Source organism: Reyranella sp. (assembly GCF_036558665.1).
Taxonomy (GTDB): Bacteria; Pseudomonadota; Alphaproteobacteria; order Reyranellales; family Reyranellaceae; genus Reyranella.
In genome coordinates, this window is sequence record NZ_DATBFE010000009.1 from 1 (window position 1) to 18,063 (window position 18,063).

At 68.7% G+C, this 18,063-nt stretch carries 24 protein-coding genes; 13 read left to right on the forward strand and 11 right to left on the reverse strand.

Going from position 1 to position 18,063, the window contains the following annotated elements:
• Window positions 1–51: 51 nt before the first annotated feature.
• Window positions 52–210 carry an entericidin A/B family lipoprotein gene (locus VH499_RS01500; RefSeq protein ID WP_332050908.1) on the reverse strand — a complete coding sequence of 53 codons (159 nt, stop codon included), beginning with the start codon at window positions 208–210 and terminating at the stop codon, window positions 52–54.
• Between the two features lie 301 nt (window positions 211–511).
• Between VH499_RS01500 and VH499_RS01505 the strand changes: the two genes are divergently transcribed.
• Window positions 512–1,159: a class I SAM-dependent methyltransferase gene (locus tag VH499_RS01505; protein ID WP_332050909.1), complete on the forward strand. Its 648-nt coding sequence runs from the start codon at window positions 512–514 to the stop codon at window positions 1,157–1,159.
• Between the two features lie 16 nt (window positions 1,160–1,175).
• Here the strand turns inward: VH499_RS01505 and VH499_RS01510 are convergent, their stop codons facing one another.
• Entirely contained in the window at window positions 1,176–1,784 is a 609-nt protein-coding gene (locus tag VH499_RS01510) for a hypothetical protein (RefSeq protein WP_332050910.1), read from the reverse strand.
• A gap of 175 nt (window positions 1,785–1,959) precedes the next feature.
• Here VH499_RS01510 and VH499_RS01515 point away from each other — a divergent pair, with 175 nt between their 5' ends.
• Both VH499_RS01515 and VH499_RS01520 read left to right on the forward strand, forming a co-directional pair.
• On the forward strand, window positions 1,960–2,955 hold the full coding sequence (locus VH499_RS01515) for a sulfite exporter TauE/SafE family protein (RefSeq protein ID WP_332050911.1): 996 nt from the start codon (window positions 1,960–1,962) through the stop codon (window positions 2,953–2,955).
• Between the two features lie 152 nt (window positions 2,956–3,107).
• Window positions 3,108–3,902 carry a dienelactone hydrolase family protein gene (locus VH499_RS01520; protein ID WP_332050912.1) on the forward strand — a complete coding sequence of 265 codons (795 nt, stop codon included), beginning with the start codon at window positions 3,108–3,110 and terminating at the stop codon, window positions 3,900–3,902.
• Between the two features lie 108 nt (window positions 3,903–4,010).
• On the opposite strand, the gene VH499_RS01525 is transcribed toward VH499_RS01520, so the two are convergent.
• From VH499_RS01525 to VH499_RS01560, 8 genes are all read right to left on the reverse strand, one after another.
• On the reverse strand, window positions 4,011–4,484 hold the full coding sequence (locus VH499_RS01525; RefSeq protein ID WP_332050913.1) for a hypothetical protein: 474 nt from the start codon (window positions 4,482–4,484) through the stop codon (window positions 4,011–4,013).
• An 85-nt stretch (window positions 4,485–4,569) separates the two neighbouring features.
• Window positions 4,570–5,388: a c-type cytochrome gene (locus VH499_RS01530; protein WP_332050914.1), complete on the reverse strand. Its 819-nt coding sequence runs from the start codon at window positions 5,386–5,388 to the stop codon at window positions 4,570–4,572.
• The gene (locus tag VH499_RS01535) at window positions 5,385–7,010 is read right to left on the reverse strand and encodes a b(o/a)3-type cytochrome-c oxidase subunit 1 (RefSeq protein ID WP_332050915.1); all 1,626 of its coding nucleotides are present in this window, start codon (window positions 7,008–7,010) and stop codon (window positions 5,385–5,387) included. Before VH499_RS01535 ends, VH499_RS01530 begins: the two co-directional genes overlap by 4 nt.
• Window positions 7,000–7,578 (reverse strand): cytochrome C oxidase subunit II, encoded by a 579-nt coding sequence (locus VH499_RS01540; protein ID WP_332050916.1) that lies wholly within the window; start codon window positions 7,576–7,578, stop codon window positions 7,000–7,002. The genes VH499_RS01535 and VH499_RS01540 overlap by 11 nt, the downstream gene beginning before the upstream one ends.
• Entirely contained in the window at window positions 7,575–7,757 is a 183-nt protein-coding gene (locus VH499_RS01545) for a hypothetical protein (RefSeq protein WP_332050917.1), read from the reverse strand. The genes VH499_RS01540 and VH499_RS01545 overlap by 4 nt, the downstream gene beginning before the upstream one ends.
• A 12-nt stretch (window positions 7,758–7,769) precedes the next feature.
• The gene (locus VH499_RS01550; RefSeq protein WP_332050946.1) at window positions 7,770–9,008 is read right to left on the reverse strand and encodes a cytochrome c; all 1,239 of its coding nucleotides are present in this window, start codon (window positions 9,006–9,008) and stop codon (window positions 7,770–7,772) included.
• Window positions 9,009–9,043: 35 nt separating this feature from the next.
• Window positions 9,044–9,781, reverse strand: coding sequence for a c-type cytochrome (locus tag VH499_RS01555; protein ID WP_414709730.1), 738 nt, complete (start codon window positions 9,779–9,781; stop codon window positions 9,044–9,046).
• Between the two features lie 151 nt (window positions 9,782–9,932).
• Window positions 9,933–10,181: a hypothetical protein gene (locus VH499_RS01560; protein WP_332050919.1), complete on the reverse strand. Its 249-nt coding sequence runs from the start codon at window positions 10,179–10,181 to the stop codon at window positions 9,933–9,935.
• Between the two features lie 312 nt (window positions 10,182–10,493).
• On the opposite strand from VH499_RS01560, the gene VH499_RS01565 reads away from it, so the two are divergent.
• The 9 genes from VH499_RS01565 to mobB all read left to right on the forward strand — a co-directional run bounded on the left by VH499_RS01565 (window position 10,494) and on the right by mobB (window position 15,609).
• Entirely contained in the window at window positions 10,494–10,838 is a 345-nt protein-coding gene (locus VH499_RS01565) for a hypothetical protein (RefSeq protein WP_332050920.1), read from the forward strand.
• Between the two features lie 96 nt (window positions 10,839–10,934).
• A complete protein-coding gene (locus tag VH499_RS01570) occupies window positions 10,935–11,207 on the forward strand; it encodes a hypothetical protein (RefSeq protein WP_332050921.1) in 273 nt (90 codons plus the stop codon).
• A 193-nt stretch (window positions 11,208–11,400) separates the two neighbouring features.
• Complete coding sequence (locus VH499_RS01575) at window positions 11,401–12,735, forward strand: ABC transporter substrate-binding protein (RefSeq protein WP_332050922.1); 1,335 nt, start codon at window positions 11,401–11,403, stop codon at window positions 12,733–12,735.
• Between the two features lie 90 nt (window positions 12,736–12,825).
• Window positions 12,826–12,960 carry a hypothetical protein gene (locus tag VH499_RS01580; protein ID WP_332050923.1) on the forward strand — a complete coding sequence of 45 codons (135 nt, stop codon included), beginning with the start codon at window positions 12,826–12,828 and terminating at the stop codon, window positions 12,958–12,960.
• Window positions 12,961–13,100: 140 nt separating this feature from the next.
• On the forward strand, window positions 13,101–13,589 hold the full coding sequence (locus VH499_RS01585) for a DUF992 domain-containing protein (protein WP_332050924.1): 489 nt from the start codon (window positions 13,101–13,103) through the stop codon (window positions 13,587–13,589).
• A gap of 6 nt (window positions 13,590–13,595) precedes the next feature.
• Window positions 13,596–14,405: a formate dehydrogenase accessory sulfurtransferase FdhD gene (fdhD, locus tag VH499_RS01590; protein WP_332050925.1), complete on the forward strand. Its 810-nt coding sequence runs from the start codon at window positions 13,596–13,598 to the stop codon at window positions 14,403–14,405.
• A gap of 54 nt (window positions 14,406–14,459) precedes the next feature.
• Window positions 14,460–14,786 carry a type II toxin-antitoxin system RelE/ParE family toxin gene (locus VH499_RS01595; protein ID WP_332050926.1) on the forward strand — a complete coding sequence of 109 codons (327 nt, stop codon included), beginning with the start codon at window positions 14,460–14,462 and terminating at the stop codon, window positions 14,784–14,786.
• Window positions 14,783–15,106 carry a helix-turn-helix transcriptional regulator gene (locus VH499_RS01600; protein WP_332050927.1) on the forward strand — a complete coding sequence of 108 codons (324 nt, stop codon included), beginning with the start codon at window positions 14,783–14,785 and terminating at the stop codon, window positions 15,104–15,106. Before VH499_RS01595 ends, VH499_RS01600 begins: the two co-directional genes overlap by 4 nt.
• The gene (gene mobB / locus VH499_RS01605; protein ID WP_332050928.1) at window positions 15,103–15,609 is read left to right on the forward strand and encodes a molybdopterin-guanine dinucleotide biosynthesis protein B; all 507 of its coding nucleotides are present in this window, start codon (window positions 15,103–15,105) and stop codon (window positions 15,607–15,609) included. Before VH499_RS01600 ends, mobB begins: the two co-directional genes overlap by 4 nt.
• A gap of 32 nt (window positions 15,610–15,641) precedes the next feature.
• Here mobB and VH499_RS01610 read toward each other — a convergent pair whose 3' ends face one another.
• Window positions 15,642–16,874, reverse strand: coding sequence for a FecR family protein (locus VH499_RS01610; protein WP_332050929.1), 1,233 nt, complete (start codon window positions 16,872–16,874; stop codon window positions 15,642–15,644).
• A gap of 497 nt (window positions 16,875–17,371) precedes the next feature.
• Between VH499_RS01610 and VH499_RS01615 the strand changes: the two genes are divergently transcribed.
• Complete coding sequence (locus VH499_RS01615; RefSeq protein WP_332050930.1) at window positions 17,372–18,022, forward strand: dienelactone hydrolase family protein; 651 nt, start codon at window positions 17,372–17,374, stop codon at window positions 18,020–18,022.
• Window positions 18,023–18,063: the final 41 nt, after the last annotated feature.

Consider the following 18,063-nt stretch of genomic DNA (forward strand, 5'->3'; position numbering starts at 1 on the left):
CCGCCAGCCGCCCGCACGGCAGCGAGGCGTGAGCGGCCTTGCGCCGCCGAGCTATCGCGGTGTGGCTTCGTTCGCGCTTCGCTGGATGGCCTGGCCGGTCTTGGAGATGTCCTGGCCCGCGCCCGCCGTGGTGTGGCAGGCGCCCAGAAGCGGCGCGATGCTCACCAATGCGAGCAGGATCAGGGTCGGACGCGTCATTGCTTTGGACATGAAGATCACCTTGCTGGGGGTACAGGCATTCTCGGGTCTTCCTGGTTGCTAACGTCGCCCGCGAGCGGGGAGTTGCCGGCGCTACCGACGGCGCAGCTCGGCATCCAGACGGTGACATAGTGCCTTCCCTCGTCGGCGAAACAGTCGTTGGCGACCGCGCCGAAGCGCACGCAGCTTGCAGGCGGCGGCGCAGAAGCACCACCCCACGCTTCCACGCGGGCATTGCTCGCCGCGCCCGGCGAAATAGGCTAGAGAGAGCCACTTTGCTTCTGGCGCGTGTCGCCGAATACAGGAGGCGCCCATGGTTGGCTCGCGCGGCCATTGGGAAGATGTCTACGCCCGCAGGAAAGCGACGGCGGTGAGCTGGTATCAGGCGCAGGCGCAGCCGTCGCTGGCGCTGATCGCGGCGGCGGCGCCGGATCGGGACGCCCCCGTGATCGATGTCGGCGGCGGCGCTTCGACCCTGGTGGATGGTCTGCTGGCGTGCGGGTTCACGGACCTCACGGTGCTCGACGTGGCGGAGCCCGCGCTTGCGACCGCCAGGGCGCGCCTCGGCGCGAAGGCCGCTTCGGTGTCATGGATCGCCGCCGATATCACGCGCTGGACTCCCGGCAGACGCTGGCGGATCTGGCACGACCGCGCCGTCTTCCACTTCCTCACCGAACGGGCGATGCAGGACGCCTATATCGGGGCACTGCTGGCCGGCACCGAGCCCGATGCGACGGCCATCATCGCGACCTTCGCGCCCGACGGACCTGCGACCTGCAGCGGCCTGACCGTTGCGCGCTACAGCGCCGAGACGTTGGCCGAACGAATCGGCGCGTCGTTCGCGCTGGGCTCCGCGGCGCGCGAGATCCACACGACGCCCGCGGGCGTGCAGCAACCCTTCGTCTACGCGGTGCTGAAACGGCAGGCGCGTCAGGAGCGTCTGCGTTCTCCACTCCCCTAGCGTCGTCCTGTGCGCCTCACATCGGCGGCATCATGCCGTCCTTGCCGACGTTGAGGCGGCGGGCGCTGAGCGTGCCGTCGGCGGCCTTGGCCGCGCCGACGAAGACCTTGGCGCCGGCCTTGGCGTCGGACCGCTCGCCGGGCGCGAAGGTGACCACGGGCGTGCCGGGCTTCACGTGGATGGTCTGCGTGCCATCCTTGTAGTCGAGCTTGAGCGTCTGGCCGTCGCCGCCCGCCGCCACGGTCGCGACGGTGGCGTTGGTCATCATGCTCCCGGGCTTGAGATCCCACGGATAGTGTCCCTCGGCGGTGCCGCGCATGCTCTCGGGGAAGACCAGCACCTCGAGCGCCTCGCGGGCGCCGTTCGCGCCGCCGAGCGAGGCGATGCCCACGAACGTGCCCGGCTTGATCTCCGACACCGCGACCGGCGCCACCAGCGCCACCGCCCAGTTGTCGGCGAGCTTCACCGTCGCCTGCGGTCCCTCGCGCGTGGCGATGGTCACGGTCTTGCCGTCGATCGCGGTGATCGTGCCGCGGATCAGCACGGGCGTCGTCTGCGCCATCGCGGTCGCGGCGAGAAGCAGCGCCGCAGCCGTCGCGGCCAACGCCAGGCGAAGAAGAGCCATGCGATTCCTCCGGTGTGAGGCCGCCGACTGTGCCAGCGTCGCGGCCTCCGCGTTGGTTACGTTTGCGTGAGCGCGCGGTGAGCGCGCTGCACTCGCGCTGTCCTGCAAATCCGCAGCCGGGGGTCGAACAATACCGGCGTGACCGCAGGCGGCGCAGCGTGCAGTTTCCGCGCCGATGCGCCCATGGCTCGCTTTCGCGCCGCTGATAGGAGCGGCCCTGTTCGGCAATGCGATCCGGCCGGTCCCGACCACGGACGAAGAAGCGGAGGCCTGCGCCGATTTCGAGCGCTCGCTCGGCGCGCGAGTCGCGGCGGCGCGGACGGCGCGGGCGCGGACGATCGGCGTGGCGCTGCGCACGCCCGCGATCCGCCGCCGGATCCTGCGCGGGGCGGCGCTCCTCGGCCTCGCCGCCTACGCTTTCGTGCTGGCGCACCTGCAGGGGCCGACGGTCTCGTTCTGGGCGATGGCGGCGGTGTTCGCCGCGGCGCTGGCCTCGAGCATCGCGGGCTTCGCCTTCTCGGCGATCTGCGGGGCGATGCTGTTCCATCTGATCGACGATCCGGTCGCCGCGGTGCAGATCATGATGATCTGCAGCCTCGGCGGCCAGGCGCTGATGACCTTCTCGCTGCGACGCGCCATCTGCTGGCGGGCGCTGGTGCCCTTCGCGCTCGGCGCCGCGGTCGGCCTGCCGATCGGCCTCCATATCCTGCTGCATATGCCGACCGCGCTCTTCACCCGCGTGATCGGCGGCCTGCTCGTGCTCTACGGCGGCTGGATGATCGTGCAGCGCCCGATCGTGATCGCCCGCCAGCACGCCGCGTTCGATGCCGCGGCCGGCATCCTGGGCGGCATCACCGGCGGCGCGGCGGCCTTCCCCGGCGCCTTCGTCACCATCTGGTGCGGGCTGAAGGGCTGGAGCAAGGAGCGCCAGCGCGGCGTTTACCAGCCCTTCATCCTGCTGGTCCAGCTCGCCGCGATCGCGCTGATGGCCGCGCCCGGCATCGCGATCGACCCGGCGCGGCACTTCGCCTTCGTCGGTGTCGAATACCTGCCGGCGATGTTCCTCGGCTGCGCCGCCGGCATGGGCTTCTTCCGATGGCTGAGCGAGCGCCAGTTCGCGCTCGGCGTCAACGCGCTGCTGTTGGTCTCGGGCGCGAGTCTGCTGGTCTAGGTCGCGCACCCGTGAATCGAGACTGATCACCAACGTTTGACCGGCGTCCGCTTTGAACGCGCACTTGGGGCAGGCGGGTCGGCGGTGCCACGGTCTGGTGCCGGAATCGGGCCCATGCCAATGTAGTCGCCCCAGTTCCGCGGGAGGTCAGCATGCGAACGATGATGGTGGTCGCGCTTTGCGCCATGGCGATGGCTGCCAGGGCGAACGCCGCGATCAAGGAAGTGCCCGTCACCTATAGCGACGGCGAGGCCACCATGAAGGGCTTCGTCGTGTACGACGACGCCGTCACGGCCAAGCGGCCCGGCATCGTCATGGTGCATGAATGGTGGGGCATCACGCAGCACATCCACAACGAGGCGCGGAACTTCGCCCAGCAGGGCTACACCGCCTTCATTGCCGACATGTACGGCGACGCCAAGACCGCCGACAACCCGAAGGACGCGAGCGCACTTTCGGGCTCGGTGATGAAGAACCCGGCGGTGATGGAGTCGCGCTTCAACGCCGCGCGCGAGCAGCTTGCCAAACAGGCCTCGGTCGATCCGCAGCGGATCGGCGCCGTCGGCTACTGCTTCGGCGGCGCGGTCGTGATCAACGAGGCGCGCGCCGGCGCCGACCTCGCCGCCGTCGCCGGGTTTCATGCATCGCTTGGTCTCAATACCCCGGCGCCGGCGCCGGGAACCGTCAAGGCGAAGATCCTGATCCTGAATGGCGCCGACGATCCGTTCGCGAAGCGCGAGCAGTACGCCGCGCTCAAGAAGGATTTCGACGCGGCGAAGGTCGACTATCGCATCGTCGAGTATCCCGGCGCGGTGCACGCCTTCACCAACCCGGAAGCCACCGAGCTCGGCAAGAAGTTCAACCTGCCGCTCAGATACGACGCCAAGGCGGACCAGGAAGCGAAGGCTGAGGCGGCCAAGTTCCTTGCCGCCGATCTCAAGAAATAGGCAGGAAAGGCCGCCTTCAGGGCGGCCTTTCCATCCGTGGCCGGGGCGCGCCGGCGAACCCGACATCCGAGTCGAGTCGGCAACGGGCGGACCGACCGACCTTGACGGTCAGCTTCCGCCGCCGCCGGGCAGGAAGCAGTAGATGTAGTTGGTCTGGCGCTGGGCGCAGATATGGGCGTGCAGCGGCTGGCGGTTGAGCGTCGGATCGAGCACGGCCTGCGGCGGCACCGGCGTCCAGCGGCCGGCAAGATAGACCTGCCACTGTCCATCGGCGTCCTGCCGCGCCTGCGCCGGCCGGCAGTCGCCGTGGCTCGCGTCGCCGTTGCAGCAGCTTACGCCCTTGCGGTCGCGCAGCAGGCGGTACCAGTCGTGATTGGGGGCATGGCCGTGGCCCCAGTCGCCATCGGGCCCGGCGTTGTCGGAAACGTCGACGTCGGCGACGCAGAGCGCGTCGCGCGGCCAATGGAAGTCCTGCACAGGGCGATCGAGGGCCCGGTCCTGGGCGTGCAGCCCGCTGCAGGGCAGCGCCATGGCAAGCAACGTCGCCGCCACCATGCGCATCGAGGCGTGGCTCTTCCGCATCGCCGAGCTCCAGCCCCCGCAGGTCGAAGTCCATGGCGGCAACGCGACACGGCGGCCGCCGGTTCCGAGGGCTCGGCCTGGCGGGCTAGCGCGGCGGGAGGCGCTCCACCGAGGCCGGCTCGCCTGCGTAGTAGAGCGCCGCGGCCTCGATCTCCGCCGGCGTCATCTGCCGGGCGATGTTGCGCATCTGCTGATTGATGTCGTTGCGCCGCTCGCCCGTCGCGAAGGCCTGCAGCTGGTCCCTGAAATAGACGGCCGACTGGCCGCCGAGCCACGGGCTGCCCGCCTTGTTGTCGAGATCGCCGTGGCACGAGCCGCAGGGCGCGATGCCGCGCATGGGCGCGCCGTTGATGACGATGCGCGGCGGCGGCCGGCCCTTGGCCGGACGCGGGCCGGGCAGCCGTGGCAGGTAGGCGTAGTAGGCCGCGATGTCCACCATGTCCTGTTCCGACAGGTGCTCGGCGAACGGCGTCATGATCGCGTTGACGCGCGCGCCGGTCTTGAAATCCTGGAGCTGCTTGTAGATCGCGGCCGCGTACTGGCCGGAAAGAGTGGGCGAGTCGGCGCGACTGATGCCGGCCGGGCCATGGCAGATCGCGCACTGGTGCGCCAGCGTGGCGCCGCGCCCGATCGACTGCGCGTCCTGCGAGTCGAGCATGTCCGGCGTCATGACGACGGACGAGAGCTTGTAGGCGGGCTCGACCGGCGTCGTCTTCGACGGCTCGGCGGCGACGCCGGCGGCGCTGCAGATCGCGTCCCAGATGCCGGCGAGCCTGAGGTCCGGCTGGGCGAGCGGCAGCACGATGAAGCCGACCACCGCCGAGACGACGAAGATCGCCGCCGTCACGGCGACGCTGCGCACGAGCCAGGCGTCGCGGCGCGGCGCGGCGGGAGCGGGGCTCATCGCTGTCCTCCGACATAGACCGCCGGCACCGCCGTGCCGTGGCGCGTCGCGAGCTGCAGGATCGGGTAGCCGTAGTTCGTCACCGTGAGGCCGATCATCAGCGCCACCCAGAGCGCGTAGCCGTTGAGCGCGGCCGGAACCCTGACCGGCGGGTGGACCGCCGTCGCGAAGCGATAGGCCCCGCTGTCGGCGTGCGGCGCGGTCTGGCCGCGCAGCAGTACGACCAGGAAGAGGATGCCGGAGAGGACGAGGATGAAGCCGCCCACCGCCGACAGCGTGACCGAGAAGGCATCGGCGGCGAGTGCCGGATCGGTGTAGTCGAAATAGGCCATGCGGCGCGGCATGCCGAGGATGCCGACCCAATGCCACGGGAAGGTCGTGACGATCATGCCGACGAACCACAGCCAGAGCTGCAGCCGCATCAGCCGCAGGCTCGCGAGCGCGCGTCCCGTCAGGTGCGGCCAGAGGTCGTAGGCGATCGCGAAATACATGATCACGATCGCGCCGCCGAAAATCAGATGGAAGTGGCCGGTGATCCATTGCGTGTTGTGGATCGTCGTGTCGAGCTGGTAGCTCATGTTGACCAGCCCGCCGGCGCCGCCGAAGCCCAGCATGAGGAACGAGAAGGCGAGCGCCAGCATGATCGGGTTGCGCCACGGCAGTGCCGCGATCCAGCCGAACAGGCCGCGGCCGCCGCGCAGGCGGCCTGCGATCTCGACCGAGGCGCAGATGGTGAAGACCGTGAGCAGGGTCGGCAGGGCGACCAGCGCGGTGAAGGCGGAGTGGACGAACTTGAAGCCGGCCCCGACCTCCGGATCCATGAACGAGTGGTGGATGCCGATCGGCATCGCCACCACCAGGAACAGGATGAAGGCGATGCGCGCCATGGCGTCGCTGTAGACCTTGCCGCCGATCGCCCTGGGAACGATCGTATAGTAGGCGATGTAGGTCGGCATCAGCCAGAAATAGACGATGGCGTGCAGCGTCCAGGAAAAGAAGACGCGGGCGAGGCCGGCATCGATCGTCGAGGTCAGGCCGACCGCCGCCGGGATGATCTGCAGCAGGAGCTCGAGCGCGGCGCCGACGGCGGTCCACGCCCAGAGATAGGCGCCGGCGACGTTGGCGAACATCGCGAGGGGCACGGGCTTGTCCGGATTCGCGCGCTTCCAGATGCGCAGGTTGATCGACATCAGCGCCACCCAGATCCACGAGCCCACGACCACGAGGACCACGCCGATGTAGTAGAAGGGATTGCCGATCAGTGGCGGATAGAAGGTGTAGAGGACGGAAGCGTGGCCGAGCGCCACGGGCACCATGGCCATGATCGCGCCGGCGACGATCAGCCCGAAGCCCGCCCACGCCCAGCGCCGCCCGACCAGCGGCTGGGCGAGCGCGCTCTCGCTGATGGCGTAGCCGAAGCCCATGGCGACGAGCGTCGGAAACACATAGCCCATGACCGAGCCATGGGCGGTGAGCGAGCGGTAATACCATTCGGGATTGCCGAGCCAGCCATGCAGCGGGCTGCGCACCAGCATCTGCCAGGCGCCGAGCAGCAGCGCGAGGCCGAACACCGCGAAGGCGAGCCAGAAATGGGCGAGGATGAGCCGCTTGCTAGTCAACACAGGTCAGCCTCCTCTGCCCGGCGATCGCGGTCATGAAGGCGGCCTTGTCGATCACCTTGACCTTCGCCCACATGCCCTCGTGGCCGACGCCGCAATATTCCTGGCACGGCATCGGATGCTCGCCGGGCCGGTCGAAGCGCACCGGCAGGCTGGAGATGTAGCCGGGCACCAGCATCGTGTTGATGTTGGTGCCGACGATCAGGAAGCCGTGCACGACGTCGGGGCTCGTGGCGCGGAACGTGATCGGCGTGTCGGCCGGCACGACCATGCACTGCGGCGCGAACGAGTACTGCTGGCCGATCGCGCGCACCGTCACCGATCCGTCCGGCTCCAGTGCGCTGCCGAGGTTGCTTTCGACGAACTCGCCGCCGAGATGGAGGGTCGCCGGATCGATCGTCTCGACGCGCGCCTGCGGCATGGTCGCCTGATGGATGCCGGCAAACGCCGCCATCGCGGCCAGCAGCACGACGATCACGACGGAAAGCGTCGCCCAGCGCCGCTCGATCCTGGCCGCGACCTCGGCGCTGTCGCCATGGTCCCCGGGCGAGGCGGACGGTGCGACCGTCATGGGGCGCCGCCGCGGGGAACGAAGACGAGGAGGTAGAAGGCGAACCACAGCGCGACGACGACGAAGGTCGCGATGCCGGCGAGCACGACCGCGCCGCGCGGTCCCTGGCGGACTATGGCCTCGACATCGTCATGGTCCGGTTCGTCGGCTTGCGGCGGGCCGAGCGCGGAATTCAGCATATGAGCCTCACGTCAGTCGAGGGGGGCGGACCTCAGGGCGTTGGCCTCGCGGGCGCTGACGGCGGCGCCGCGATTGCCCCACGCCGTGCGGATGTAGGTGACGACGGCGGCGACCTCGTCGTCGGACAGGGACTGGGCGAACGGCGGCATGCCGTACGGCCTCGGATTGCCCGCCGTGCCCGGCGGATAGCCGCCGTTCAGCACCATCCGGATCGGATTGACCGCCGACGGCATCTGGATCGACTGGTTGTCGGCGAGCGGCGGATAATGCGGCGGCTTTCCGAGACCCTGCGCGCCGTGGCAGCTCGCGCACTGGCCGTCGTAGATCGTCTTGCCGAGCGTGAGCAGCAGGCTGCTCTCCGGGCTCGGCACCTTCGACGTCGCGGCCTCCGGCGGGCTGCCCTGGCCGAGGCTCTTGAGATAGACGGCCATGGCGCGCGTGTCTGAATCGTTCAGATATTGCAGGCTGTTGTACACGACCTCGGCCATCGGCCCGTACACGGCGCCGCGCGCCGAGACGCCGGTCTTCAGGAGGTCGGTGATGTCCTTCAGGCTCCAGTCGCCAAGCCCGGCCTCCTTGTTCGAGGTGAGCGACGGGGCGTACCAGTTCTGCATCGGGATCAGCCCGCCCTGGAAGGCCTGCGACTCCGAGCTGCCGCCCAGCGCATTGATCGCGGTGTGGCACATCGCGCAATGGCCGAGCCCTTCGACGAGGTAGGCGCCGCGGTTCCATTCCTCGGACTGCTTGGGATCCGGCTTGTATTCGCCCTCGTTGAAGTACAGCGTCCGCCAGCCGAGGATCAGCGAACGGTTGTTGTAGGGAAACTTGAGGTCGTGCGGCCGGTTGGCCTGCTTTACCGCCGGGATCGTTCTCAAATAGGCGTAGATCGCGTCGCTGTCCTTGCGGGTGACCTTGGTGTAGGAGCCGAACGGCATCGCGGGATAGAGCAATCCACCGTCGGGAAAGCGGCCGGTATGCATCATCTGGTAGAACTGATCGGCGTTCCACTTGCCGATCCCGGTCTCGTTGTCGGGCGTGATGTTGGACGTGTAGAGCGTGCCGAACGGCGTCGGCATCGGCCGGCCGCCGGCGAACAGCTGGCCCTCCGGCCGGGTATGGCAAGCGATGCAATCGCCCGCGCGCGCGAGATATTCGCCGTTGGCAACCTCGGCGGAGCTGGCCGCCTGGGCGCGGGCTTGCGTCACGCCGCCCACGGCGAGCGCGGTCGCCGCGGCGCAGATTGCCGCCATCCGCGCCAGATCCGGAAGCAGAGAGGTCGTACGATTCATTGCGGCTGGCTCCCGCAGGCAAACGGCAGGCCGAAAGTGCCCTTGCGCGCGGGCGCCGTGTCCGGCTGGGCCGGCTTCGACGCCAGCACGGCGGCGAGCGCCTTCACATCGTCCTCGGTGAGATGGCCGGCCACGATCTGCATGCAGTCGGGCGCGTTGGCCGTGCGCGTGCCGTATCGCCAGGCGCCGAGCTGGGCGCTGATGTAGGCCGCGCGCAAGCCGAGCAGGCCCGGGATTCCCGGCTCCATGCCGGCGAGGGCCGGTCCATGGCAACTCGAGCAGGCGGGGATCTGGCGCTCGGGATCGCCCTGCCGGATCAGGCGCTCGCCCAGGGCAAGCATGTCCTTGCTCACATCCGGAACGGCCGGCGGCGGAAGCGGCGGCTTCTGCGCGGCGAAGTAGTCCGCCATCACCTTCAGATAGTCTTCTGGCAGGTATTCGAGGAGATAGTTCATCGGCGGGTAGTGGCGGCGGCCGTTGCGGAAAGCCACGAGCTGGTTGAACAGATAGCCCGCCGGCTTGCCGGCGAGCCGGGGAAAGTAGGCGTTGCTCGTGCCTTCGCCGACCGCGCCATGGCATGGCGCGCACGCCAGCACGCGAGCCTCGATGGTGTCGGGCGCGTGTTCGGCCGGCTGTGCCGACGCCTCGCCCGGTCCGAGGAGAGCCGACACGAACAGCGCGATGGGAAGCCAGCGCCCGGCGGTCGGTTTCCTGTGGCGACGCGGTCCCGTCATCTTCATGCTGCCCCTCGGCAAACACTATTGGCGTCGTCGCAAATGTCCAGCAAATGGAGGCTGCGCCCGGGGGAGAGCTGACGGCTCCTTCATGGTCCGGGCGTGTCCATGTCACACGCGATGTGGCGCTTGGGCCGCGGGCTGCGCGCGCTCAGCGCGCCGGCCCGGCCGGCTTGCGCTGCGCCGCCGCCAGCTCGCCCGCGATCATGTCGCGGGTGGCGGCGTGCTCCTTCTGCATCGCCTCGAATTGCGCGAGCATGCGCCGCGCGTCGATGGCCGTGCGGTGATGGTCGCGCTCCAGCTCCGCCACGATGCGGCGCTGCCGCATGACCAGGGCCTCGGCGAGCGCGACGTGCTCTTCCGCCTGGGCCAGATGCCGCTCGAGCACCATCCTGTCCATTGGCTTCTCCGGATGAAGTGCCAACGTCGGACGAAAGACGGCGTTGCCGCGGCATGTGACGTGTGGGGCGGCGCCAGCGCATGCCCACACACCCATGTCCGCGCTGGCGCCTTGCCGGCGAAAACAAGGGGAGTTTCGCGGCCGTCACGATGCTCCCGCAGACGCCGGCTGCGGCGCCAGCACGATCGGCGCGATTTCCACAGACTTTTTTCAACTATCGGGAGGGAACCGACCGCACCGGTGGGCGTATCGGTCGCTGTGCGCTTTCGCACAGTCGTGCAACTTCGCGCCGGCCGGCGGGTTTGGGACGGCATGGCCGAACCTCGCACCGACCCCCGCGCCGAAGCTCGCAAAGTACCTCGCGATCTGCCGCCCAACGTGACCGAGTTCCGGGCGCGCATCGATGCCGGCCGGACGCGCGAGAGGGTGCCGGGCGTCGATGCCGCCGCCGCGCCCGTCGGCACCGAACAGGAGGCGACGGGAACGCACGCCGGGCCGGCCGCCGCGGCGCGACCTGCGCCCGGATCTACCCCGGCGGCGGACGACAGCATCGCCCCCGATGCCGACCCACCCCCGCGCGGCAGTTTCTGGTTCGCCGTGGTCGCCGTCGTGATCGCCCTTGCCCTCGTCTATCTGATCTGGCTGGCGCGGCGCTGAGCCTGCTTTCTTTTCGTGACCCTTGCCGAATGGGGCTTCCGGCCCCGCCGCGATGGCCTACTCTTCGACGGGGCGCGCGATCCGATGGGGACCGCGATGACCGTCTTCGACGAAGGCCTGCCGAGCCGACCGTCCCGAATGCCGCATCGCCGCGGCGTGCCGGCGCTGTCCAATGTCTGGACGTGGGTGGTGCGGCTGGTCCTGCCGGTCGTGCTCTATCTCGCCGGCCAGGTGCTCTACTGGATCTGGATCGACAACGTCTATGCCCACAACTGGACCAGCATCGTGGGCGGGGTCTGGATCGCCTTCACCATGGCGATGATCGCGCTCTGGCTGCTCTGCGTCTGGATCTCGACCGAGGAGCCCTAGCAGGAGCGACCTTGCGGACGGCGCCATTGTGCGCGCGGCGTTTGCGCGGCCGGCGACCCTTGGCTAAGGTGGCGCCCCGGGGCACTGCGATGTCATCGCCGCCGCAGGCGGCTGCAGGGCTTCCGTTCAGCGTCACATGAAAATCAGTAACGTTGCTTTGCGTGCACAAGCGTTCTCAGGGGAGGCGAATGTCATGCGAGTGGAGAAGCTGTCTCGTCGCCGGGCCATGGTCGCTACGGCGGCCGCGGGGCTCGTCGGCGCCCCGTTCGTGCGCAGCGCGAACGCCGCGGGAAGCCTGACCATCGGCCTGTGGGATCACTGGGTCCCCGGCGCCAACGACGTCCAGTCGGCGATCATCAAGGAATGGGCGGACCGCGAGAAGGTCGAGGTCAAGGTCGACTTCATAACCAGCCAGGGCAACAAGCTCCTGATCACGCTGGCCGCCGAATCGCAGGCCAAGTCCGGCCACGACATCATGGAATTCACCAACTGGGAGGCGGCCCAGTACAGCGCCGGCCTCGAGCCGGTCGACGACGTGGTGAAGAACGTCACCGCCAAGAACGGCCCGATCGATCCCGCGGTCGAGTATCTCGGCAAGTTCGAGGGCCGCTGGACCGGCGTCCCGATGACCCGCGGCACGCTGCTGCTGGGCTGCTGCACGCGCTTCGACATGATGAAGCAGCATGCCGGCATCGACGTGCAGGAACTCTATCCCGCCGGCAAGCCGCCCAGCGACGCGAGCTGGACCTGGGATGCCTTCCTGGCCGCGGCCGAGAAGTGCCAGAAGGCCGGCAACGGCTTCGGCCTGCCGCTCGGCAACACCACCGACACCAACCAGTGGGTCGGCGCACTGTTCCTCGCCTATGGCGCGGAGCTGATGGACGCCAAGGGCAACGTCACGGTGAAGTCGGACAACGTCCGTCAGGTTCTGGAGTACGGCAAGAAGCTCGCCGCGTTCTGTCCGCAGGATGCGACGGCGTGGGACGACTCCTCGAACAACAAGTGGCTGATCTCCGGCCGCGGGGCGCTGATCTTCAATCCACCCAGCGCCTGGGCGGTCGCCAAGCGCGATGCGCCGCAGGTCGCCGAGAAGTGCTGGACGATCGGCTTCCCGAAGGGGCCGAAGGGCCGCTTCAACCCCGTGCTGCCGCGCTTCTACGGTCTCTGGAGCTTCTCCAAGAACAAGCCCGCGGCCAAGAGCCTGCTCGAGCACCTCGCCTCGCGCGCTGCGGCCGAGCGGCAGGTGGCGGCGAGCCAGGGCTACGACATCCCGCCCTATCCGAAGTTCACCGACTTCAAGACCTGGGACGAGGAGGGGCCGCCCAAGGGCTCGATCTCGCACTATCCGATCCGCGGCGGCGATCAGGTCGCAGGCGTGGTCTGCTCGCCGGCGCCGCCGCTGATCGCCGCCCAGATCTGGGCGCAGGCGATCCAGGCGGCGATGATCGTCCGCGTCTTCAAGGGCGAGGCGATGGACAAGACCCTCGCCTGGGCCGCGGCCGAGCTGGAAGGCATGAAGCGCACCTGACACGCGAGCGGCGCGCCGCTTCAACGGCGCGCCCCTTGTCGATGCCGACGGGAAACGCATCGCGGCGGCCGCGCGCTAGCCTCGCGACCGTTGCCCGATCCCGCGGCGCTCCTTTCCGCCTTCGTCACGCTGCTGGTCACAATCGGCCCGCATCTCGGCCTGTTGCTGGCCGCCATGGCGATGCAATTCATGTTCGACGGCGTCACCGAGGGCCTGCTGCGCTGAAGCGTCGCCAAAGGTTCCCCAGGTCGCGAAATTTTTCCCGCCTTGCCGGGTCTTGGACAAATCGTCGCGCGGGCGTACCCTCACGGCTTCCGGGGAGCGGAGCCTGGCGGGAAACCTCGTCGCAAGGCGGAGGACACAAGATGCGGCGTACAATCTTCGCAATGGGGGGCGCGGTCGCGCTGGTGGCCGGCGCCGCCTTCTACGCCCAGACCCATGCCGAGAGCGAGTCGAGCGTCAATATCGGCTCGCTCACCTGCAACGTCACCGGCGGCGCGGGCTTCGTGTTCGGCACGACGCGTGACCTCGACTGCCTGTTCGCGCGCAGCGACGGCAAGGCCGAGGCCTATCGCGCGGCGATCAAGCGCTTCGGCGCCGAGGCGAGCTTCGACGGGCGCACGCACCACATCGTCTGGCTGGTCTATGCGCCCGAGCCGCTCGACGCGGGCGGGCTCGCCGGCGACTTCGGCGCCGGCACGCCGCCCCTGGTGGAAGGCAAGCGGCCCGAGCGCGCGATGCTGGTCGACCATGCCAACAAGCAGATCGCGCTCGCACCGGTGCAGGTCCCGGGCGAGGCCCGCATCAACGCCGCCGCGGGCGTCGCCGAAGTGGCCCTGCAGCACGGTACCTGACGCTCGGTGGACAGCATCGCCGATCGCGGCTCGATCCATCTTCCGGCGCACCGCCTCACCGCCTCGGGCGACGAGGCGCTCGACGAGATCGTGGCCGAGGAGGTCGCGGTGGCGCTGGTCTACAACGGCGTGAGCCACGCCGTGATGATGGCCACGCCCGGCGACCTCGAGGATCTGGCGCGCGGCTTCTCGCTCACCGAGGGCATCGTCGACAAGCCGGCGGACATCTACGACATCGAGGTCGAGCCCGCCGGCCGCGGCATCGAGGTACGGATCGAGATCGCGAGCGCGCGGCTCGCCGCGTTGCGCGCACGGCGGCGCAATCTCGGCGGCCGCACCGGCTGCGGCCTGTGCGGGATCGAGAGCCTCGACGCGGCGCTGCGCACCGTGCCGCCGGTGCGCGCGCCGGGCGCCGTGTCGCGGGCGGCGATCGCGCGCGCGATGGCGGCGCTGCCGCCGGCGCAGCGGCTCAACCGCGAGAACGGCGCCACCCATGCCGCCGCCTGGGCCGCGTCGGACGGCGCGCTGGTCGCGGTGCGCGAGGACGTCGGCCGGCACAACGCGCTCGACAAGCTCGCCGGCGCGCTCGCGAAGTCGGGCGAGGCGAAGCCGGGCGGCTTTGTCGTCGTGACCAGCCGCTGCTCCTACGAGATGGTGCAGAAGGCGGCCGCCATCGGCGCCGCGGCGATCGCCGCCGTCTCCGCGCCGACCTCGCTCGCCATCGCGACGGCGGAGCAGGCGGGGCTTGCGCTGGTGGCGTTCGTGCGCGACGGCAGGCTCACCGTCTACGCCCACGCCGAGCGCATCGCGGCGTGACTAGGGGCGCAGGGGTATTGTGTTTTTATATCCAATTGGATATAATCGCCGAGGATGAAGACGCTCCGGTTTCTGGGCGATTCGCTGAAATGTCTGCGCGAGTTCCCGGCGGCTGCCCGTCAGGACGCTGGCTACCAACTGGACAAGGTGCAACGGGGACGGCCACCGGATGACTTCAAGCCGATGCCTTCCATTGGCAAGGGGGTGGAAGAGATCAGAGTGCGGGATGAAGCTGGAACCTACCGTGTGATTTATACCGCAAGGCTCGCTGACGCGATCTATGTGCTGCACTGCTTCAAGAAGAAAACGCGGGCGACAGCGAGGCGCGATATCGAGCTCGCCCGATCCCGTCTCTCCGACCTGACGCGAGGTGCCCGATGACCAGGTTCGACTCCTTCGAGAGCGTGTGGGATGCCATCGCCGGTTCGCCCGGGGAAGCCGCCAATCTGCGTGCGCGGGCGGAGCTGATGATGCAGATCGCGGACATCATCAAGACGAAGACCTGGAAGCAGGCGGAGGCGGCCGCGCAGTGCGGCGTTACCCAGCCGCGCATCAATGACCTGTTGCGCGGCCGGGTCTCGCGCTTTTCACTTGATGCTCTGGTGAATATTGCGACGGCGCTTGGCTGTCGCGTGCATGTCGAGGTCGAAGCCGCAAACAAGCGCCGGCGGCCTTCGATGCCGAGCCGGTCCGCGGCGTGAGTTCGCGGCAACGTGTGTTCGGCGTCACCGGCTGGAAGAATGCCGGCAAGACCATGCTCGTCGAGCGGCTGGTCGCCGAGTTCGTGCGTCGCGGCTGGCGCGTGGCGACGGTCAAGCATGCGCACCATGCGGTCGACATCGACCGGCCCGGCACCGATTCGTATCGTCACCGCGCCGCGGGCGCGACCGAGGTCGCGCTGGTGGGCGGGCATCGCTACGCCATCATGCGCGAGCAGGAGGAGCCCGGGCTCGCCGACGTGATGGCGCGGCTCGCGCCCGCCGACCTGGTGCTGATCGAGGGCTTCAAGCGCGAGCCGCATCCCAAGATCGAGGTACGCGCGCCCGGCGCCGACCAGCCGTCGATCGCGGCGTCGGATCCCACCATCGCCGCCATCGCCGCCGACTCGGCGCCCTCGGAACAGAATCTTCCGTGGTTCCGCCGCGACGACATCGCGCGGATCGCCGACTTCATCGCAGAGCGCGTCAAAGATTCCTCTCCGTAGCGTCTCCGCGCTACCGGGAACGAGCGTTCCTCCTATCGGCTTCCCGAGAAGGCGCCGGCGAAGGTGCTGGTCTGGGTCGTGCCGGCAAAGCCGCCGGTCACGCCGCCGCTCGGATTGCCCGATTGCGGCACGAAGGCGCCGGCGACCGTGCCGGTGCCGGAATTGCCGTTCACGAGACGGGTGACGGTGAGCGGCCCGGTGAAGACCACCGTGTTCTGGATCAGCGACAGCGGCGCCGTCGCCGTTCCCGCGCTCTGGCCGGTGCCGGTCGCATTCAGCATGCCGGTCTGGCTGGCGAAGTTCCAGCCGAGCGAGAAGGTGCCGCCGAAGGTCCCGGTCGGACCGTTGTTGTTGCCGACAAAAGCGCCGTTGAAGGTGCCGGCAAAGGTCGCGGAGCCGGTGTTGGGAAGCTGCGTCTGCGGATTCGGATTCGCATTCGGATTGGTCGTGGGATAGGCCGCCGGATTGACCGCCTGCTGCGCGATGTAGTTCGCGGCATTCCATTGCTGCACGCTGGTGTAGGGCGCGGCCGGGTTGATCGGACCGGCGGTGGGCGCGTGCTGCCCGGGCTGCGAGGCGAGGAGCGTGGTGCCGTCGACGATCACCTTCGACGCGCCGCCCGTTGCGCCCGAGCCGCCCGCGTTGCCGGCGCTCCTGTTGCCCTCGAGCTGGCCCATCTGGCCGGCGAGCGCGCCCTGGGGAACGAGCACCGGCGGCAGCGGCACCGTGCCGAAGTTCGCGATCACCTGCGAGCCTGGCCGCGTCGCGGTCCGGGTCACGCCCTGGCCGGTCACGGTCATGTCCTTGCCGAAGACGAAGGTCGCGGTGGTCTTCGCGGCATCGACGTCGATCAGGGTGATGCCGCCGCGCACGCCGATCGTGCTCGACGGCGTGGTGACGACGATCGGCTCCTTCTTGCTGATCTTGCCGCCGACCAGGCGCAGCACGCCCTTGCTCGCGGTGACGGCGAGGTCGCCGGTTTTGGTCGCCGGGTCGAACACGAACTTGTCGATCACCACGCGCGCATCGGGGCCGACGGTGAGCGACGTGCCGTCGAGGAAGACGAGATGGGCGCGGTCGGCGGCGCCGGTCGTGATCAGCTCGTTGGCCTGCACGTCGATGCCGATCCTGAGCACGCGCTCGGCTTCGGCCGGCGGCTTGCCGAGCGGATCGCCGTCGGTCGCCGAGGTGACGCCCACGCGCGCGTTCGCGGCCAACGGGACGACGAGGCAGAGGGCGAGGACGGTCGCGGGAAGGCGCAGCATCTCTCGGGACTCCTTTCCTGGCTCACGGGAGCACGCCACTGGAGTGGCGCTCCCATAACTAGGGCCAAAAACCCATAAAGGCAGCCAAGTCTGTTTTCGATCTAATTCCCGACATCGGTGACATCAACTGGTTCGCCCGAGATGGGCCAGAAGGTGACATTAGCGGCCGTCGGCCCCGGTCTCGAAAGGATATTGCCCCAGAAGACGATGCCGCCTAGCCAGATTGCCACATGGGCTGGCTAACACGACTACGCTCGTCTCAACGTCCTTTACGGCGATCAGCGGATGCGGCTTCATGTGTCTTATGGACACGAGAAGCTAGCAGCTTGATCGCAACGGTCAAACGTCACGCCGGGAAGGCGACGTCGCGCTGGTTGCTCACGTTACTGCTGCCAGCAACCGCGGTTCCCTGCGCCGGCCAAACATCGGGATCGACTTCCGTCAGTTACAGCGTGGAAGATCTCCTTCCGCGCAAAACTACGACCATCAACGGGTCGTTGTATCGGCCCTCGCCAAGTTCACCTGCGCCGGCCGTCATCGTGCTGCACGGATGCGGCGGGCCGATTGACAAGAACTACAACTGGGCCAGGACGGTTGCGGGCTGGGGCTACGTTGCCCTTGTGCCCGACAGCCTGGGCTCGCGCGGACTGGGTCAGGTGTGCGACAGCGCCGGCGGATTTTCACCCGACCTCCGTGTTGTCGATATCGTCGGCGCAGCGAAATACCTCGCCAGCCAGCCGTTCGTTCGCGGCGATCGCCTGGCCCTGCTCGGCCTCTCCCATGGCGGAACCGCGGTACTCGACGCCCTGCAGAAGGACTTGTCGACGATCGGCATCAAGGGTGGCGTGGCCTACTATCCCAATTGCCGTCCCTCGGCACACACCGGGCTTGCCTTGCCGGCGCTGGTGTTGATCGGCGACAAGGACGACTGGAACTCGGCTGAGAATTGCCGGGTGCTCCGGTCGCTGATGCCCAAGCGTCCTGCCCTCCTTGACATCGTGTACTATCCGACCGCCTACCACGGCTTCGACGACGTGACGATGTTGCCGGGGCGCACTTACTTCGGCCATCGCGTCGAGTACGACCGTTCCGCTTCTCACGACGCCGCCGAAAGGACACGCGCGTTTCTCGATCGCCTTCTTAGATAGCCACCATCTAGTGTGATTGGCGACACGTCCGCTATGGGTCG

Bases quoted from the DNA above. Each gene is read 5' to 3' on its own strand.
- VH499_RS01545 (WP_332050917.1), bottom strand. From the start codon at position 7,757: ATGCTGAATTCCGCGCTCGGCCCGCCGCAAGCCGACGAACCGGACCAT.
- VH499_RS01550 (WP_332050946.1), bottom strand. From the start codon at position 9,008: ATGGCGGCAATCTGCGCCGCGGCGACCGCGCTCGCCGTGGGCGGCGTG.
- VH499_RS01525 (WP_332050913.1), bottom strand. From the start codon at position 4,484: ATGCGGAAGAGCCACGCCTCGATGCGCATGGTGGCGGCGACGTTGCTT.
- VH499_RS01505 (WP_332050909.1), top strand. From the start codon at position 512: ATGGTTGGCTCGCGCGGCCATTGGGAAGATGTCTACGCCCGCAGGAAA.
- VH499_RS01600 (WP_332050927.1), top strand. From the start codon at position 14,783: ATGACCAGGTTCGACTCCTTCGAGAGCGTGTGGGATGCCATCGCCGGT.
- VH499_RS01500 (WP_332050908.1), bottom strand. From the start codon at position 210: ATGTCCAAAGCAATGACGCGTCCGACCCTGATCCTGCTCGCATTGGTG.
- VH499_RS01610 (WP_332050929.1), bottom strand. From the start codon at position 16,874: ATGCTGCGCCTTCCCGCGACCGTCCTCGCCCTCTGCCTCGTCGTCCCG.
- VH499_RS01530 (WP_332050914.1), bottom strand. From the start codon at position 5,388: ATGAGCCCCGCTCCCGCCGCGCCGCGCCGCGACGCCTGGCTCGTGCGC.
- VH499_RS01515 (WP_332050911.1), top strand. From the start codon at position 1,960: ATGCGCCCATGGCTCGCTTTCGCGCCGCTGATAGGAGCGGCCCTGTTC.
- VH499_RS01585 (WP_332050924.1), top strand. From the start codon at position 13,101: ATGCGGCGTACAATCTTCGCAATGGGGGGCGCGGTCGCGCTGGTGGCC.
- VH499_RS01570 (WP_332050921.1), top strand. From the start codon at position 10,935: ATGACCGTCTTCGACGAAGGCCTGCCGAGCCGACCGTCCCGAATGCCG.
- VH499_RS01510 (WP_332050910.1), bottom strand. From the start codon at position 1,784: ATGGCTCTTCTTCGCCTGGCGTTGGCCGCGACGGCTGCGGCGCTGCTT.
- VH499_RS01595 (WP_332050926.1), top strand. From the start codon at position 14,460: ATGAAGACGCTCCGGTTTCTGGGCGATTCGCTGAAATGTCTGCGCGAG.
- VH499_RS01540 (WP_332050916.1), bottom strand. From the start codon at position 7,578: ATGACGGTCGCACCGTCCGCCTCGCCCGGGGACCATGGCGACAGCGCC.
- VH499_RS01575 (WP_332050922.1), top strand. From the start codon at position 11,401: ATGCGAGTGGAGAAGCTGTCTCGTCGCCGGGCCATGGTCGCTACGGCG.
- VH499_RS01520 (WP_332050912.1), top strand. From the start codon at position 3,108: ATGCGAACGATGATGGTGGTCGCGCTTTGCGCCATGGCGATGGCTGCC.
- VH499_RS01555 (WP_414709730.1), bottom strand. From the start codon at position 9,781: ATGACGGGACCGCGTCGCCACAGGAAACCGACCGCCGGGCGCTGGCTT.
- VH499_RS01565 (WP_332050920.1), top strand. From the start codon at position 10,494: ATGGCCGAACCTCGCACCGACCCCCGCGCCGAAGCTCGCAAAGTACCT.
- VH499_RS01560 (WP_332050919.1), bottom strand. From the start codon at position 10,181: ATGGACAGGATGGTGCTCGAGCGGCATCTGGCCCAGGCGGAAGAGCAC.